Origin of the sequence: Tenacibaculum aiptasiae, from assembly GCF_965221665.1 — a bacterium.
Classification (GTDB): Bacteria; Bacteroidota; Bacteroidia; order Flavobacteriales; family Flavobacteriaceae; genus Polaribacter; species Polaribacter aiptasiae.
The window spans coordinates 1911928-1928211 of sequence record NZ_CBDCSN010000002.1; the positions used below are offsets into that span (position 1 = coordinate 1911928).

14 protein-coding genes and 2 tRNA genes are annotated in these 16284 nt (G+C 30.7%); 6 read left to right on the forward strand and 10 right to left on the reverse strand.

From position 1 onward, the window contains the following. Window positions 1-51: 51 nt before the first annotated feature. The gene (locus tag ACOQN8_RS09185) at window positions 52-1446 is read right to left on the reverse strand and encodes an OmpP1/FadL family transporter (protein ID WP_420552449.1); all 1395 of its coding nucleotides are present in this window, start codon (window positions 1444-1446) and stop codon (window positions 52-54) included. Window positions 1447-1494: 48 nt separating this feature from the next. Beyond that, window positions 1495-2736, reverse strand: coding sequence for a hypothetical protein (locus ACOQN8_RS09190; RefSeq protein WP_420552450.1), 1242 nt, complete (start codon window positions 2734-2736; stop codon window positions 1495-1497). 147 nt (window positions 2737-2883) lie between these two features. Between ACOQN8_RS09190 and proS the strand changes: the two genes are divergently transcribed. The 4 genes from proS (at window position 2884) to rpsT (ending at window position 5196) form a co-directional block, all read left to right on the forward strand. Further along, on the forward strand, window positions 2884-4362 hold the full coding sequence (proS, locus tag ACOQN8_RS09195) for a proline--tRNA ligase (RefSeq protein ID WP_420552451.1): 1479 nt from the start codon (window positions 2884-2886) through the stop codon (window positions 4360-4362). 283 nt (window positions 4363-4645) lie between these two features. Then, window positions 4646-4717 (forward strand) — tRNA-Glu (locus ACOQN8_RS09200). Between the two features lie 121 nt (window positions 4718-4838). Continuing rightward, window positions 4839-4910: transfer RNA gene (locus ACOQN8_RS09205), tRNA-Glu, on the forward strand. A gap of 34 nt (window positions 4911-4944) precedes the next feature. Next, window positions 4945-5196, forward strand: a complete 252-nt coding sequence (gene rpsT / locus ACOQN8_RS09210; protein ID WP_150900989.1) for a 30S ribosomal protein S20 — start codon at window positions 4945-4947, stop codon at window positions 5194-5196. 263 nt (window positions 5197-5459) lie between these two features. On the opposite strand, the gene rodA is transcribed toward rpsT, so the two are convergent. The 8 genes from rodA to ACOQN8_RS09250 all read right to left on the reverse strand — a co-directional run bounded on the left by rodA (window position 5460) and on the right by ACOQN8_RS09250 (window position 13435). Continuing rightward, window positions 5460-6737 (reverse strand): rod shape-determining protein RodA, encoded by a 1278-nt coding sequence (gene rodA / locus ACOQN8_RS09215; RefSeq protein WP_420552452.1) that lies wholly within the window; start codon window positions 6735-6737, stop codon window positions 5460-5462. Further along, complete coding sequence (mrdA, locus tag ACOQN8_RS09220) at window positions 6718-8601, reverse strand: penicillin-binding protein 2 (RefSeq protein WP_420552453.1); 1884 nt, start codon at window positions 8599-8601, stop codon at window positions 6718-6720. The genes rodA and mrdA overlap by 20 nt, the downstream gene beginning before the upstream one ends. Window positions 8602-8649: 48 nt before the next feature. After that, window positions 8650-9156 carry a rod shape-determining protein MreD gene (mreD, locus tag ACOQN8_RS09225; RefSeq protein WP_420552454.1) on the reverse strand — a complete coding sequence of 169 codons (507 nt, stop codon included), beginning with the start codon at window positions 9154-9156 and terminating at the stop codon, window positions 8650-8652. Continuing rightward, a complete protein-coding gene (mreC, locus tag ACOQN8_RS09230; protein ID WP_420552455.1) occupies window positions 9149-9970 on the reverse strand; it encodes a rod shape-determining protein MreC in 822 nt (273 codons plus the stop codon). The genes mreD and mreC overlap by 8 nt, the downstream gene beginning before the upstream one ends. 16 nt (window positions 9971-9986) lie before the next feature. Next, window positions 9987-11015 carry a rod shape-determining protein gene (locus ACOQN8_RS09235; RefSeq protein WP_028890183.1) on the reverse strand — a complete coding sequence of 343 codons (1029 nt, stop codon included), beginning with the start codon at window positions 11013-11015 and terminating at the stop codon, window positions 9987-9989. 79 nt (window positions 11016-11094) lie between these two features. Next, window positions 11095-12627, reverse strand: a complete 1533-nt coding sequence (gene purH, locus ACOQN8_RS09240) for a bifunctional phosphoribosylaminoimidazolecarboxamide formyltransferase/IMP cyclohydrolase (RefSeq protein WP_420552456.1) — start codon at window positions 12625-12627, stop codon at window positions 11095-11097. Window positions 12628-12774: 147 nt separating this feature from the next. After that, complete coding sequence (locus ACOQN8_RS09245) at window positions 12775-12900, reverse strand: hypothetical protein (protein WP_255689397.1); 126 nt, start codon at window positions 12898-12900, stop codon at window positions 12775-12777. Window positions 12901-12982: 82 nt separating this feature from the next. Then, entirely contained in the window at window positions 12983-13435 is a 453-nt protein-coding gene (locus ACOQN8_RS09250; protein ID WP_150900983.1) for a GAF domain-containing protein, read from the reverse strand. A gap of 109 nt (window positions 13436-13544) precedes the next feature. On the opposite strand from ACOQN8_RS09250, the gene ACOQN8_RS09255 reads away from it, so the two are divergent. Further along, window positions 13545-13955: an HYC_CC_PP family protein gene (locus ACOQN8_RS09255; RefSeq protein WP_420552457.1), complete on the forward strand. Its 411-nt coding sequence runs from the start codon at window positions 13545-13547 to the stop codon at window positions 13953-13955. Between the two features lie 57 nt (window positions 13956-14012). Beyond that, on the forward strand, window positions 14013-16262 hold the full coding sequence (locus tag ACOQN8_RS09260) for a TonB-dependent receptor (RefSeq protein WP_420552458.1): 2250 nt from the start codon (window positions 14013-14015) through the stop codon (window positions 16260-16262). Window positions 16263-16284: the final 22 nt, after the last annotated feature.

The window sequence follows — 16284 nt, forward strand, 5'->3', positions numbered from 1 at the left end:
ATATAAAAAGTCCTGCCTAAGCAGGACTTTTATGTTCTATATTTTTTTGAACTATAAACTAAATGTGATAGTTCCAGAAATTCGTGTAGTGTTGTTGTTCAATTCAATAGGGTTTACATTTACATTTGGTGAATTATATATGTTGTAAGGACTATTGTTTTCTGATCTACGATACGCTAAGTCAAATTTGAAATCTCCAAAATTGTATCCCAAACCAAGAGAATATCCTTTTATATGATCTTTATCTAGAGCATTTTTAAAAGGGCTTTCTTCAAAATGATAACCACCTCTAATACTCATTTTTTCAAAGCGCCATTCAGTACCAATATTTATAGAGTGTGCATTTTTAAAATCATTAACAAAGTTTTGATTAGCAGTTACAAAAACAGCATCACTTTCTTGGTATTTTGTTCCGCCGTAATCTCTGTATGTGTAGTCTGCACTAATTAATCCATTTTTACCAAAAACTATTGCAGCACTTGCGGTTAATCTGCTAGGAGTTCTTATTTTAAAAACATTAGTATTAAATTGTTCTCCACTATTAACGTTAACGGCTTGGTTTGTTGCTCTAATGCTAGTGTAACCTAACCAATCATCATATCTAGAGTTATTAGGGTCAAAAACATTTAAATTACTTTCTTCCAAAACTTCAGTATACCAAGTAGGTGTTTCATAAGCTAAACCAAAGCGAAAAGCTTGATTTACTTTATATATAAAACCTGCACTTAATGAAATACCATCACCTTGAAAAAAACTATCTTGAATGTTTAATGCATTTAAAGTATTACCGTTAGTATCTTCGTTTGTTTCTCTTAGTTCTGTTACTTGACCAAACTTAAAACGATGAAGTTTTATACTTGCTCCAGCAAATAATTTATTTTGATGTACCGCAGAAAATCCTAATTCTAAAACAGAGCTTTCTCCTGTTGTAGCATTGGTAAAACGTTGTTCTATACCATTATCAAATTGATTACTTGTGTCATCTGGATGTTCATTAAATAAAGCTTGTCCACTATTACCCCTTGAAGAAAAGGAATTTTCAAAATCACTTTTAAGCTTATAATTAATGTTTAATGAAAAACGATTCCAATCTGTATTATATGCAGAGTCAAAAGATAAAATGGCACCAGCTTGAGAAATATTTAAATAATTGTCACTGGTATTTGTGTTAGTTCCATAGTAAGAAGCTAAGAATTCGGTATTTCTATTGTTAAGGGTAGCAGAAAAGATACTTTTTTGAGCTACAGCCCCTCCAGCAGGATTAATACTTATAGAAGAAACATCTGCTCCTAGAGCTCCAAAGGCACCACTCATAGCTTCAAAACGAGCAGTTCCAAAATTATCATCTTTTGAAAAAAGAATACCTACATCATTATAACCTAAAGATTGAGAATAGGCAGTATAAGTACTAGCGATAATTATCGCGTAAGTTAAAAATCGTTTCATGTTTTTAGGTAATTAGTTTAAAAACTTATTTAATAAGGTTGGTTAAAATTATCTGCGTCTACTACTTCTTGAACTACTTCTGCTACCAGAATAGCTTCTACTAGATGAACTACTTCTCGATGGTGTAGAGTAACTACGAGTACTTCTTGAAGGTGCTGAATAACTTCTATTGCTTCTTGAACTTCTAGAAGGAGTATAGCTCCTAGAACTTCTTGTAGAACGTTTAGTGGTAGCTCTTGATGGTTTGTATCCGCCAGTATTGTTGTAACTTCTATTATTACTTCTTGTGCTGCTACCACGAGTGGTTCTAGTATTGCTTGAAGTTCTATTACCTCTAGTGTATCTATTTGAACTTCTTGAAGTACCACGTGTGTTATACCCTCTTGTACTTCTCGTAGATCTTCCATTCGAGTTATAACTACGTGTAGACCTTCTATTAGAAGAATTGTATCCACGACTGTTACCTCTAGTACTTCTTACAGATCTAGTACTTCTGGTACTACGGCGAGTAGAAGAATTTCTATTGTTTCTTGTATAAGCATTAGATGATCTTCTTGAAACTGAAGTACCTCTTCGTCCAGTAGTATAGCCTCTTCTAGATACTGAGGCAGTTCTGTAACCTCTGTATGGGTTAGCACCTCTATAAGGTCTGTAATACCTATTGTTATAATATGGTCCATAGAAGCGATTTCTGTAAAAAGGAGGACAATAAAAAGAATTGTAAAAACCACCTACTCCTACATAAAATCCAGAGTTATAAGGATGCCAGTAAGGATTGTATCCCCAATAACGTGTTCTCCACCATGGTCCATAATATCCATGATACCCATAGTCAAAGAAAGGATCCCAACCCCAAGCATTATAATAACCCCATCTTGGAGATGTATTTATATTAATTACAACATCACTATTATTATTGTTATAGCCCCAAGGTGTGTTAGAGCTGTAAGTAATATTAGTTCTTGGTTCTTCCTCATAGGCAATGTCTTCTTCGTTATTAAATTCAGAATCGTCTGATTTATAATTTTCAATATCAGTAAAAATATCAGTCCCATTAAGGGCGTCTAAACGCTCAATCTCTTTTGTAAAGTAGTTTTCGTTGTAATCTTTATATTCTTCTCTATCAACTACAACGACTCTACGTTCTTGTTCTATTTCTTGATCATCAGCATAAATGCCATCATCACTATCCGCAACCGTTTGCACTGTTCCGCAAGAAACAATAGTAGTAATCATTAATAATGATATAATGTATAAAGGAAGCTTGGTGTGGTAGTAATGTAACTTCATGTCTTATGTTTTTAGATTAGAACTAGCTTATTAAAAACTGAAATGCAAAAAACAATTTCTTTGTTGGGCTTGTAGCCTTTTTAATGTAGTTTTGCAAATACAATTTTACGCATAAAAAATAACAATTTTTGTGCCAAACTTTTGATTATGAGCAAACATTTAACAAAAAGAGCAGAAGATTACTCTAAATGGTATAACGAATTAATTGTAAAAGCTGATTTAGCTGAGAATTCAGCAGTAAGAGGATGTATGGTAATAAAGCCTTACGGTTTTGCAATTTGGGAAAAAATGCAGGCAGAATTAGACAGAATGTTTAAGGAAACTGGTCATGAAAATGCATATTTCCCCTTATTTGTACCTAAAAGTTTGTTTGAAGCTGAAGAAAAAAATGCAGAAGGTTTTGCAAAAGAGTGTGCAGTGGTTACTCACTACCGTTTACAGAACGATCCTGATAATGAAGGAAAATTACGTGTAGATCCTGAAGCTAAATTAGAAGAGGAGTTAGTAGTTCGTCCTACATCTGAAGCTATTATCTGGAATACATATAAAGGATGGATACAATCTTATAGAGATTTACCTTTATTAATTAATCAATGGGCAAATGTAGTTCGTTGGGAAATGCGTACACGTTTATTTTTACGTACAGCAGAATTTTTATGGCAAGAAGGTCATACAGCTCATGCAACTAAAGCCGAAGCTGTTTCAGAATCTGAGCAAATGCAAGAAGTATATGCAACATTTGCAGAGAACTTTATGGCAATGCCAGTAGTTAAAGGAGCAAAATCTGAAAGTGAGCGTTTCGCAGGAGCTGATAATACATTAACTATAGAAGCATTAATGCAAGACGGTAAGGCATTACAAGCTGGTACATCTCACTTTTTAGGGCAAAACTTTGCAAAAGCATTTGATGTAAAATATACATCTAAAAAAGGAAAACAAGAACATGTTTGGGCTACTTCTTGGGGAGTCTCAACTCGTTTAATTGGAGGATTGATTATGACGCACTCGGATGATGCAGGTTTAGTATTGCCTCCTAAATTAGCTCCTATTCAAGTGGTAATTGTACCTATATACAAAGGAGAAGAGCAATTAGAAGCAATCTCAGAAAAAGTTGATGTAATTGTTAAGGAACTAAGAAAGAAAGGAATTTCTGTTAAATTTGATAATAGAGATACTTTTAGACCTGGAGCAAAGTTTGCTGAATACGAATTGAAAGGTGTTCCAGTAAGGATAGCTATGGGTAAACGTGATTTAGAAAATGGTACAGTTGAAATAGCTAGACGTGATACTTTCGAAAAACAAACTGTTGCTAGGGAAGAAGTAGTAGATGTTGTAGAAAATTTATTAAATGAGATACAAGAGAACTTATTTAAAAAGGCTTTAGATTATAGAGATAGTCATATTACTGAAGTAGATACATTTGAAGAGTTTAAAGATGTTATAGAAAATAAAGGAGGTTTTGTATCTGCTCACTGGGATGGTACTATTGAAACAGAAGATAAAATTAAAGAATTAACTAAAGCGACAATTAGATGTATTCCTAATGATGCGAAAGAAGAAGCTGGAAAATGTGTTTTCACAGGAAAAGAATCGTCTAAAAGAGTTCTTTTTGCTAAAGCATATTAATAATTAAGCCCTGCTATAAAGTAGGGCTTTTTTTATGTTTTAATTTAAGTGTAAGTCTAGTTTGTAATTTTAATACAGAAAAATTAAAATATGGATCTTTTCTTTTAGAGTTTATGAAGTTTTTATATTTTTATGGATATCAGTTGTTTATATGAATTTGTGCTTGAGGTAGTTTTTATTGAGCGAAAAAAAATCACATAAAAATGAAAAAAAATGAAAAAAGCTTTTGGTAAATAAAAAACTGTTTCTATATTTGCACCCGCAATCGGAAAATGATTGTTTTGGTCCGTTCGTCTAGGGGTTAGGACGCCAGGTTTTCATCCTGGTAACACGGGTTCGATTCCCGTACGGACTACAAAGTTAATTGACATTTATAAAGAGTTTAATTATATTTATAATTGGAGAATTAAAAATAAAATTATTGCAAATATAAAAAGTTATTGTATATTTGCACCCGCAATCAAAACGATTGTTTTGGTCCGTTCGTCTAGGGGTTAGGACGCCAGGTTTTCATCCTGGTAACACGGGTTCGATTCCCGTACGGACTACAAAGTTTTTTATAAACAAATAAGAATTAATAAAATGGCAAATCATAAGTCAGCAATTAAAAGAATTAGAAGTAACGAAGCTAAGCGCTTAAGAAATAAATATCAGCATAAAACAACTCGTAATGCTGTTAGAAAATTAAGAGCTACTGAAGATAGAAAAGAAGCAGAAGGTATGTTTTCGTCAGTTGTATCTATGTTAGATAAATTAGCTAAGAACAACGTAATTCATAAAAATAAGGCTGCAAACTTAAAGTCTAAGTTAGCAAAGCACGTAGCAGCTTTATAAAAAAATAAGATTAGTTAATAGTAAAACGTTTCAATTTCGATTGAAACGTTTTTTTGTGCTTTAAATTTAAAATGGCATTTTATTCAAGGAGTTTTTTTGATTTTTTTGAGTGTAATTAAAGAAGAAAGTTTATACAGATTATAGGGCAATCTGTTTGATAAAGTTTTCTTTAATAAGCTTATTAAGGAGTGTATATAGCTGTTTTTATGGCACACAAATACATAGTTCTATTGGTAGAGAAAAGAGTTGTTAAAAAAACTTCTTTACCAATCGTATTTTTTATGGGCATCTAAACGAATGAAAATAAATAATAGTAGTGTAAAGCCCCATAATGAAGATCCACCATAACTAAAAAAGGGTAGAGGTATTCCTATCGTTGGTAATAAACCTATAACCATCCCTATATTTACAATTAGATGAAAAAATATAATAGAAGCCACTCCATAGCCGTAAATTCTACCAAACTTATTTGTTTGTTTTTCCGATAAGTATATAATTCGGTACAATAAAAACATAAATAAAATAATAACTAAAGAACTTCCAATAAAGCCCCATTCTTCACCTACAGTACTATAGATGTAATCAGTTTCTTGTTCAGGGACAAATTTTCCTTGTGTTCTATCGCCTTGTAAAAAACCTTTTCCTAAAAAGCCTCCTGAGCTAATAGTTAATTCTGATTGATATGTATTATATCCTTTTCCTTTAAGGTCTGTGGTTTTTCCTAAAAGAATATCAAATCTGTCTTTTTGATGAGGTTCTAATATGTTATTGTAAGTATAGCTAATACCTAAAATGGAGATACTAGTAACAAGATATATGCTAATTATTTTTATGGCGTTAAAACGTAAAAAACGCTTGTCTTTATACAATCCATACAGGACAGATAAAGTGATAATGGTTAAACAGATAAAAAGTATCCATTTAGCACCAAAAGATATAGTAAGTATAAAAAGTATTATTGATAGTACACCAAAAATTATGTAAGCAAGTGTTAATCCTTCTCTATTTAAAACAAAAAAGAAGGCAAAATAAATTAAAACCGATCCCATGTCGGGCTGAAGAGCAATAAAAAAAGCAGGTAAAAATATAACAAAGAAAGCTTTTATTTGATTTTTAACAAGCTTCAGGTTATACTGTCTGTCACTCATTAATTTAGCTAAAGCAAGTGCTGTAAATGCTTTAGCAAATTCAGAAGGTTGTAGACCAATACCTCCAAAATTATACCAAGAAGTTGCTCCATTAATTTTCCGCCCTAATACTAAAACTCCAGCTAGTAAAACTAGTGAAACTATATATAGGACACTGGAAAACTGTTCGTAGAATTTTGAATTAAAGAATAGAATTAAAATAATTACAGGTATACTTAGGCAGATGAAAATTAATTGTTTTCCATATTTACTTGAAAAATCAAAAAATTCTCTTGTATCATCATTAGAAGAAGCTGCGTAAATATTCATCCAACCAAAACCAACTAATACAATGTATAATAAAACAAGTATCCAATCGATACCTTCAAATATGTTATTTCGTTCCTTGCGCAAGTGTATCTTTCTTTTGAATTAATTTATTGTACTGTTCTTGAAGACTATAGTTAATCATTCGGTCTTCTAAATTTTTTCGAGAAACCTCTCCTTTAATATAACTTTCAATCATTAAACTTGTTATTGGAGCAGCTATAGTAGAACCGTACCCCCCGTTTTCAATATAAACAGCCATAGCTATTTTAGGATCGTCCTTAGGAGCAAAGGCAATTAATATAGAATGATCAGGAGCTGTTACTTTTTCTCCGTCTATAATTTTAATTTTGTTTTCAGCAGTACCTGTTTTACCACATATTTCAATACCCTTTATTTGATACCATTTTGCTGTTCCATAGGTAAAAACTTCATGCATTGCATCAATTGCAATAGGAAAATGCTCAGGATCAATTGTGGTAATTCTCTTAGTTGTATAAGTTGAATCAGTAATTGATTTATTGTCTATTTTTTTTACAATATGTGGCGTGTAAAAGTACCCTTTGTTAGCAATAGCAGCAGTCATATTGGCTAGTTGCATTGGTGTGGTAAGTATTTCTCCTTGTCCAATTGCGTTTGAAATAGTATAAGTTGATTTCCATCTGTTTTTATACCATTTGTTATAAAATAAAGTGTCGGGAATCATTCCTTTTCTTCCAGAAGGTAGATCATAACCTAAATAATTTCCTAAACCAAAACTTTCAACATGCTTATTCCATTTTTCCATTCCTATTTTAGGATTGCCAGATTTGTCTACAATTTTCTTATAAGTAGTAGCAAAATAGCTATTACAAGATTTTGCTATCGCTGTTTTTAATCGGATAGGTCTTCCTACAATACCACAGTGGCACCCCATAAATTCATTTTTTCTACTACCATATCTGTATCCATGTTGGCAATAAACTCCAGTATTTTTATCAATAACTCCTTCTTGTAGTCCTATTAGACCATTAATGATTTTAAAAGGCGACCCTGGAGGGTACATGGCTTGTAAACCTCTATCGAAAGTAGGAATGTTTATGGTGTCGTTAAATAATTTTACAGAATTAGGAGATCTTTTTCGTCCGACTAATAAATTTGGGTCATAGGATGGAGCAGTAACCAAAGCTAAAATTTCTCCAGTTTTAGGCTCAATAGCAACAATACCACCTCTTTTATCTTTCATTAATAACTCACCATATTGCTGTAGTTTAGTGTCTATGGTAAGTGTTAAATCTTTACCAGGAACTGCTAGTGTATCGTATTTCCCATTTTTATAGGTTCCGGTAATTTTATTTAGGTTATTTCTCTTGAAATGTTTTTTTCCTTTAACTCCTCTAAGGACGTTTTCATATTGCTTTTCAACACCTAGTTTTCCTATTAACTCTCCTTGTTCGTAATAGTTACTGGCTTTTGCTTTTCTTTCATTAACCTCCGCAATGAATCCTACAATGTTGGCAGCAGATTTAACTGGGTAGTTTCTAATAATACGTTTTTGAATATAAAAACCTTTGTATTTAGGTAGTTTTTCTTGTAGGTAAGCAAAGTCTTCTTTAGCTAATTGTTTTAAGAAAACTGAAGGTAGCCAGCGAGCAAATTTCACCGCTTTTTTATAACGTTTTTTAAAACTTTCTTTATCAATTTTTAAGAGAGAACAAAATTCTAAAGTATCTAAAGGTTCAACATCTTTAGGTACTATCATTACATCATATGATAATTGATTAGCTACTAATAATTTTCCATTACGATCATATATATGACCACGCTCAGGGTAGTCATATTCAATTTTTACAGTAGAACTTTGTATTGGATTTTGATTACCGCCACGAAGTATCTGTAATTGGAAAAGCCTTATGATATATATGATTCCAATTAATGTGACTAAAAAAAATAGTAAAAAACTTCGTTTCATCCGCTGTTTTTATCTTTATTGTTGATGACAGATGTTGTTAAAATATGGTTATGCAAGTTTTCTTCTAAAGATAAAACTTCCTAAGAAATATAATACTAACGTAAAAACACTAGAAAAAAGTGTTTTAATAAGTACGTCTGAAAAATTATAAAAACTAAAATTAATTAAACTAAATAAAATGAAATGATGTATAAGTGTTAAAATTACAGTGTAATTAAATACTTTATCAAATGTTTCTAGTCTTAGGTTAAATAATAAATAATCAGATTCTGTTTTTTTAAAGATAGTTTTCACTAAAAATAGTCTTATGTATGCTATGAATAAAATAGAAAAAGCATGCATGCCTCCTGAGTTAGAAAAGCTATCAACACATAAGCCAAGTAAAAAAGCTAAGCTTAAAAAAGGAAAACGGTTAGTGTTTAAAGGGTAAAGAAAAACAAAAACTATATATAAATAAGGATTTACATATCCTAAAAAAGATACATTGTTTAACACAAGAACTTGTAATAACAAGAGGAAAACAAATAAAAATATGATATAAATAGTCTTATTCATTTTCTACAGTTTTAATTTCTTTTTTATCTAAATTTATTATCACGTAAATATGTCCTAAGTTAGACATGTCATTAAATAACTTAACATCAATAGTGTTTGAAGCAGATAATTTTTCAGGAACTTCAAGTATAGTTCCAATAGGAATCCCTTTTGGAAAAATAGTAGATTTACCTCCAGTTATAATTGTATCTCCAACCTTGAAAATTGCTTGACGAGGAATGTCTGTTAATTGAACTGTATTGTAATCTTTTCCATTCCAAGTTAAAGTTCCGAAATGATTGTTGTTTTTAAAGCTAGCATTGATTCTGCTTTTTGAATTTAAAATAGATTGAACCCTAGCAAATTTACCAGAAACATTATCAGTAATTCCTATAACTCCTTTACTATTGATAACAGCCATTTCAGTAGAAACACCGTTTTTAGAGCCTCTATTAATGGTTATAAAGTTGTTGGACTTATTATATGAGTTATTAGTGATTTTTCCGTTAATGTATTTGTATTGTTGGTTTGGATATAAAGAATCCGAAACTGAAGTAATGTTTGTTGTGTCTATTATTGCGTAAATTTTTTCTAATTTATTTCGCAACAAAGTATTTTCTTTAGCAAGAATATTGTTTTGGTCTTTTAAATTTAAATATTCAGAAATTTCTGAAGACTTATTATACAAGCCACCTGTAATAAAATTAGTTGAGCTAATAAATTTACTTCTGTGAAAAGAGTGATTGTTAATGATTAATGCAACAGCAATAATTTCTAAAAATAGAAAAAACAAAAAGTGTTTATACTTCTGTAAGAAATAAATAAGCTGTTGCATAAATAATCATTAAAATTTATTTGATTAATACAGATTTGTATTTTTCAAGATTTTTCAATGCGATACCAGTTCCACGAACTACAGCACGTAAAGGATCTTCAGCAACATAAACAGGTAAATCAGTTTTTCTAGATAAACGTTTATCTAGACCTCTAAGCATAGATCCACCACCAGCTAAATAAATACCAGTATTATAAATATCGGCAGCTAATTCAGGTGGAGTTTTTGATAAAGTTTCCATAACAGCATCTTCAATACGTAAAATTGATTTATCTAACGCTTTAGCTATTTCTCTATATGAAACTTGTACTTGTTTTGGTTTACCACTTAATAAATCACGTCCTTGAACCATCATATCTTCTGGTGGAGTGTCTAAGTCTTCTGTTGCAGAACCTATTTGAATTTTGATTTTCTCAGCAGTAGTTTCACCTACATATAAGTTGTGCTGTGTACGCATGTAATACATAATATCACTAGTAAATAAATCACCAGCAACTTTTACAGATTGATCACAAACAATACCTGCAAGTGCAATAACGGCAATTTCAGTTGTACCACCACCTATATCAATAATCATATTACCTTTAGGTTCCATTATATCAACACCAACACCAATTGCAGCAGCCATTGGTTCATAAATCAAATAGATTTCTTTAGCATTCATATGGCGACCAGAATCGATAACGGCACGTTTTTCTACTTCAGTAATTCCAGAAGGAATACAAATAACCATTCGTAATGATGGTGGGAAAAGCTTCTTTTTTATAGCAGGAATTTGTTTTACAAATTCTTTGATCATTTCCTCTGAAGCCTGAAAATCGGCAATAACCCCATCTTTTAATGGACGTATTGTTTTAATGTTTTCGTGCGTTTTTCCTTGCATTCTGTTCGCTTCATGACCTGTAGCAATAATTTTACCAGTCAATCTATTACGAGCAACAATGGATGGATTATCGATAACAACCTTTCCGTTGTGTATAATTAACGTGTTTGCAGTTCCTAAATCTACTGCAATATCTTCAGTCATAAAGTCGAAAAACCCCATATGGTATCGTTGTTTTTTATATTTAAGTGGAATCTTACAAATCTAATAAAAATCTGTAATGTTTCTGCATCTAAAATTATTAATGTTTAAAATGTCTTGTTCCTGTAAAAACCATTGAAACTTCATTGTTGTTACAGAAATCAATACTTAGTTGATCTTTAATAGAACCACCTGGCTGAATTACACTTTTTATTCCTGCATTATGTGCAATTTCTACACAATCTGGAAACGGGAAAAAAGCATCGCTAGCCATAACAGCACCATTTAAATCGAAATTAAAACTATTAGCTTTTTCAATTGCCTGTTTAAGAGCATCAACTCTACTAGTTTGTCCAGTTCCACCAGCTAATAATTGTTTGTTTTTTACTAAAATAATAGTATTTGACTTTGTGTTTTTACATAATTTAGAAGCAAACAATAAATCATCTAACTCATTATTATTTGGTTTATTGTTTGTTGGATATGATAGATCTTCTAATTTGTCTGTAATAAAGTCTTTATCTTGAACTAATGCTCCATTTAAGCAAGTTCTTACAGTAGTTTTAGGGAGTTCAACTTCTTTTTGAACTAGTAAAACTCTATTCTTTTTTCCTTTTAAAATTTCTAAAGCATCATTATCAAAAGATGGAGCTATAACTACTTCACAAAATAATTTATGAATTTCTTCAGCAGTAGTTTTATCAATATTTGTGTTTGAAATTAAAATACCTCCAAAAGCTGATACAGGATCTCCTGCCAAAGCATCAACATATGCTTGATAAATTGTTTCTCTTTGAGCAAAACCACAAGCATTATTGTGTTTTAAAATAGCAAATGTAGGATCTTCTCCTTTAAACTCGTTCATTAAATTTACGGCAGCATCTACATCTAATAAGTTATTATAACTTAATTCTTTTCCGTGTAATTTATCAAACATAGCATCTAAATCGCCAAAGAAGAAACCTTTTTGATGAGGATTTTCTCCATAGCGTAATGTTTTACCATTTGTTTCGCTAATTTTTAAAGAAGCTTCTTCATGGTTGGCATTAAAGTAATTAAAGATGGCTGTGTCGTAATGAGAAGAGATGTTAAAAGCTTTAGCAGCAAACTTTTTTCTGTCTGCTATAGAAGTTTCACCACTATTTTCAGAAATTAAATTTAAAAACTCATCGTATTGTTCCATAGAAGAAACTATTACAGTGTCTTTAAAGTTCTTTGCCGCAGCTCTAATTAAAGAAATCCCTCCGATATCAATTTTTTCAATAATATCTTGTTCAGGAGCACCTGAAGCTACTGTTTTTTCAAAAGGATATAAATCTACGATAACTAAATCTATTTGAGGAATGTTATATTCTTGCATCTCTGCTACATCACCTTCATGGTCTTGTCTATTTAAAATTCCGCCAAACACTTTTGGGTGTAATGTTTTTACTCGACCACCTAAAATAGAAGGATAAGAAGTTACATCTTCAACTGGTACTACTTGAATACCTAAATCTTTAATAAATTTTTCAGTTCCTCCAGTAGAATAAATAGTTACCCCTAAATCGTTAAGCTTTTTTACAATAGGTTCTAATCCGTCTTTGTGAAATACCGAAATTAGGGCAGATTTAATAGTTTTTGTATTGTTCATTGTTGTTGTGTTGTTAAGCGAACAAAGCTACTAAAACAGTAAGGGTTACGCAATAATTATTTTAGAAGATAACAAAAGAAAAACACCACCAAAAATATTAGAATTTTGGTGGTGTTTTATACAACAAAATGTGAAAAAAGTATTGTTTTATTCCGCATTTTCTAAGAAATCGCGAAACCACATTGTAAATTTTTCTAATAAAGATTGTTGAGATTTTGATTGAGCATTAGCATTGCCTAATGCAGCATAAGAAGGGTATTCTTTAGTGCTCATAATTAAGGGGATTATGTGGGATTAATAAAACTGTTCAAATAAAAGAAAAAAAATCCTAATAATCAAATGTTTACAGAAAAAATTAAATAAAAGTGGCAACTTTTTTACATGTGTACTCTAATAACTCTTCATCATCTTTAGAAAAAGCGTTAACTGTATGAGAGTCAATATCTATTTGTCCGATATTTTCTTCGTTTACAAAAATTGGAATTACAATTTCAGATTTTACCTTCCATCCACATGAAATATAATTATCTTGTTCGCTAACATCTTGAACAACAAAATTTTCATTACTAACAGCTACTTGTCCACAAATTCCTTTTCCAAATGGAATAATAGTATGGTCTGTAGGTTCTCCATTAAATTGAGCTAATTTTAATTCCTCTTTATCTCCATTCCTGAAATAAAATCCAACCCAATCGTAATAAGAAATTTCAGAAGCTAAGTAATCACATATTTGTTGTAGCTTTAATTCTTTATCAGAATTACTATCTGTAATTTTATCAATATTATTTTTTAAATCTTGTAAGTTCATTATTCGTAAATTTAATACCTAGTTCGTAATCAAACGTTAGAACTTACAAAAGTAGTTTTAACAACTGTTATAAAAAACACAATTTTGATTTTTTGTACATTTGCATTTCATGAAACAGTTAATGTCTAAAATATTTTCTATAGTACTAGCTTTGTTAGTGTTGTTTTCTACTTTTTCTTTTACGGTAGATAAACATTATTGTGGCGATTTTTTAGTTGACATATCTTATCTTGGTGAAGCAGGTTCTTGTAATGGATTAGAGCAAGACGATTGTGAAAGTACAGAAAAGAAAGATAAATGTTGTAAAAATGAAGTTCATCAAATTGATGGACAAGATGAAATTCAAAAAGTTTCTTCAGAAAAGATAATTTTTAAGAAAGCTAAGTTATTTGTAGCTTTTTTAATGTCTTATAAATTGATTTTTCAAGAAGAAGAAAAACAATTTATACCTCAACAATATTATTCACCACCTGATTTAGTTTTCGATATACAGGTACTTCACGAAGTTTTTATCATATGATTTTATAATTCTATTCAGTTGAAATAAGAATTGTAGAATTTAGTATGATGTTAAATAATGAAAAATAATATACTCAGTATTTTATTACTGATTACTTCTATAGCTTTTTCTCAAGAAACAATTGAAGGAACAGTTGTAGATAAAAATAATCCTAAAGATAATTTAGGAATTTATGGAGCTAGTGTATACTGGCTAAATACAAGTGTAGGGGTAACTACTAATGAACAAGGTAAATTTGTAATACCTTATAAAAAAGAATATAAAAAGTTAGTAATTAGTTTTGTTGGTTATAAAACAGATACATTAATTGTTAATAGTTTAAAACCTATACGTCACTTTTTAAATGAGAGTAATACGTTAGAAGAGGTTTCAATAAAAGCAAAGAAAAGTGCTACCCAAAGATCGTACTTACAAACACAAAATTTAGTAACTATCAATAGTGAAGAGTTATTAAAAGCTGCTTGTTGTAATTTATCAGAAAGTTTTGAAACGAATCCATCTATTGATGTGAACTTTTCAGATGCTTTAACCGGTACTAAGCAAATTCAAATGCTAGGTTTGGAAAGCCCATATTTGTTAATAACACAAGAAAATATTCCTTCTATTAGAGGAGCTTCTCAAGCATTTGGACTTTCTTTTACACCAGGGACTTGGGTTGAAAGTATTCAAATAACTAAAGGAGCGGGAAGTGTAACTAATGGTTATGAAAGTATTTCTGGACAAGTAAACGCCGAACTGGTAAAGCCATTTACCGATTATAAGTTCTTTGCAAATGCTTATGGTTCTGTAGGAGGAAGGTTAGAGTTGAATACACACTTTAATCAGGAATTGAATGATAAGTGGCAAACAGGGATGTATGTTCATGGAGATTATAGAGGGCAGAAGTTTGATAATAATAAAGATGGGTTTTTAGATAATTCTTTAGCAGAGCAAATTAATATAATGAACCGATGGCAGTATACTAATGCTGAAAAAGGTTGGGTGAGTTTTATTAATTTTAGATACTTAAATGATGAGAAACAAGTAGGGCAAACTAATTTTAATCCAGATATTCATAAAGGATCAAATATTATATGGGGAAGTGAGATTAAAACAAAACGATTTGATGCTTCTACAAAAGTAGGATATGTATTTCCAGACTTACCTTTTCAAAGTATGGGGTTTCAAGCAGCTTATAGTAATCATAAACAAGACTCGTATTTTGGTTTAAGAGACTATAATATTGAGCATCAAAGTTTTTACACCAATTTTATTTTTAATTCAATTATTGGTGATACTAGAAATAAATTTAAAACAGGTGTTAGTTTTACATATGATAAATATGATGAGTTTGTAAGAGTAACTACAGTTCAAAATTATAATCGTAAAGAAAATTCTTTTGGTGCTTTTTTTGAATATGCTTACGATAATTCCGAAAACCTTAGTGTTACTGCTGGATTAAGAATAGATACTCATAATTTATTGGGGACTTTTATAACCCCTCGTTTACATGCTAGGTATGTGCCTTGGGAAAGAGGAGTTTTACGAGGTTCGATAGGTAAAGGGAGAAGAAGTGCGAATATTTTTGCTGAAAATCAACAATTCTTTGCTTCTTCAAGACAAATCAATATAGATGATGTTGGTGGTAAAATTTATGGTTTAAACCCAGAAGAAGCATGGAATTATGGAATTTCTTTTTTACAAGGTTATAAGCTTTTTGGAAGAAAAGGAGACGTTACTTTTGATTTCTACCAAACAAACTTTACAAATCAAGTTGTGGTAGATTGGGAAAACCCTCAAGAGATTTCATTTTATAATTTAAATGGAAAAAGTATAGCAAACAGTTTTCAAGTTGAAATAAATCAGAACATTATACCGTATTTTAACACAAGATTTTCGTATAAATTTTATGATGTTACTACCGATTATAAGTCAGGAAACTTGGATAAAGCTTTACAAGCAAAACATCGCTTTTTTGCCAACGTCTCGTATGAAACTTCAAAAAAAGAAAATGATGCCCGTTGGAAGTTTGATGTAACCTATAATTGGATTGGTGAGCAGCGATTACCAAATACACAATCAAATCCAGTGCAGCATCAATTGCCTACGTATTCTGAAAGCTATAATTTATTGAATGCTCAGGTAACAAAAGTATTTTCAAAAAAGTTTGAGATTTATGCGGGAGCAGAGAATATTACAAACTATAAACAGAAAAATCCTATCATAGAAAGTAATAATCCATTTGGAGCAAACTTTGATACAATAATTGTGTATGCGCCTATATTTGGTAGTAATTTTTATACAGGATTACGATTTAAAATTGATTAATAAAAAATAGTAGAACAATTAA

Coding starts and splice junctions, on each gene's coding strand:
- ACOQN8_RS09185 (WP_420552449.1), bottom strand. CDS start 1,446: ATGAAACGATTTTTAACTTACGCGATAATTATCGCTAGTACTTATACT.
- ACOQN8_RS09190 (WP_420552450.1), bottom strand. CDS start 2,736: ATGAAGTTACATTACTACCACACCAAGCTTCCTTTATACATTATATCA.
- proS (WP_420552451.1), top strand. CDS start 2,884: ATGAGCAAACATTTAACAAAAAGAGCAGAAGATTACTCTAAATGGTAT.
- rpsT (WP_150900989.1), top strand. CDS start 4,945: ATGGCAAATCATAAGTCAGCAATTAAAAGAATTAGAAGTAACGAAGCT.
- mrdA (WP_420552453.1), bottom strand. CDS start 8,601: ATGAAACGAAGTTTTTTACTATTTTTTTTAGTCACATTAATTGGAATC.
- mreD (WP_420552454.1), bottom strand. CDS start 9,156: ATGAATAAGACTATTTATATCATATTTTTATTTGTTTTCCTCTTGTTA.
- mreC (WP_420552455.1), bottom strand. CDS start 9,970: ATGCAACAGCTTATTTATTTCTTACAGAAGTATAAACACTTTTTGTTT.
- ACOQN8_RS09235 (WP_028890183.1), bottom strand. CDS start 11,015: ATGGGGTTTTTCGACTTTATGACTGAAGATATTGCAGTAGATTTAGGA.
- purH (WP_420552456.1), bottom strand. CDS start 12,627: ATGAACAATACAAAAACTATTAAATCTGCCCTAATTTCGGTATTTCAC.
- ACOQN8_RS09245 (WP_255689397.1), bottom strand. CDS start 12,900: ATGAGCACTAAAGAATACCCTTCTTATGCTGCATTAGGCAATGCTAAT.
- ACOQN8_RS09250 (WP_150900983.1), bottom strand. CDS start 13,435: ATGAACTTACAAGATTTAAAAAATAATATTGATAAAATTACAGATAGT.
- ACOQN8_RS09255 (WP_420552457.1), top strand. CDS start 13,545: ATGAAACAGTTAATGTCTAAAATATTTTCTATAGTACTAGCTTTGTTA.
- ACOQN8_RS09260 (WP_420552458.1), top strand. CDS start 14,013: ATGAAAAATAATATACTCAGTATTTTATTACTGATTACTTCTATAGCT.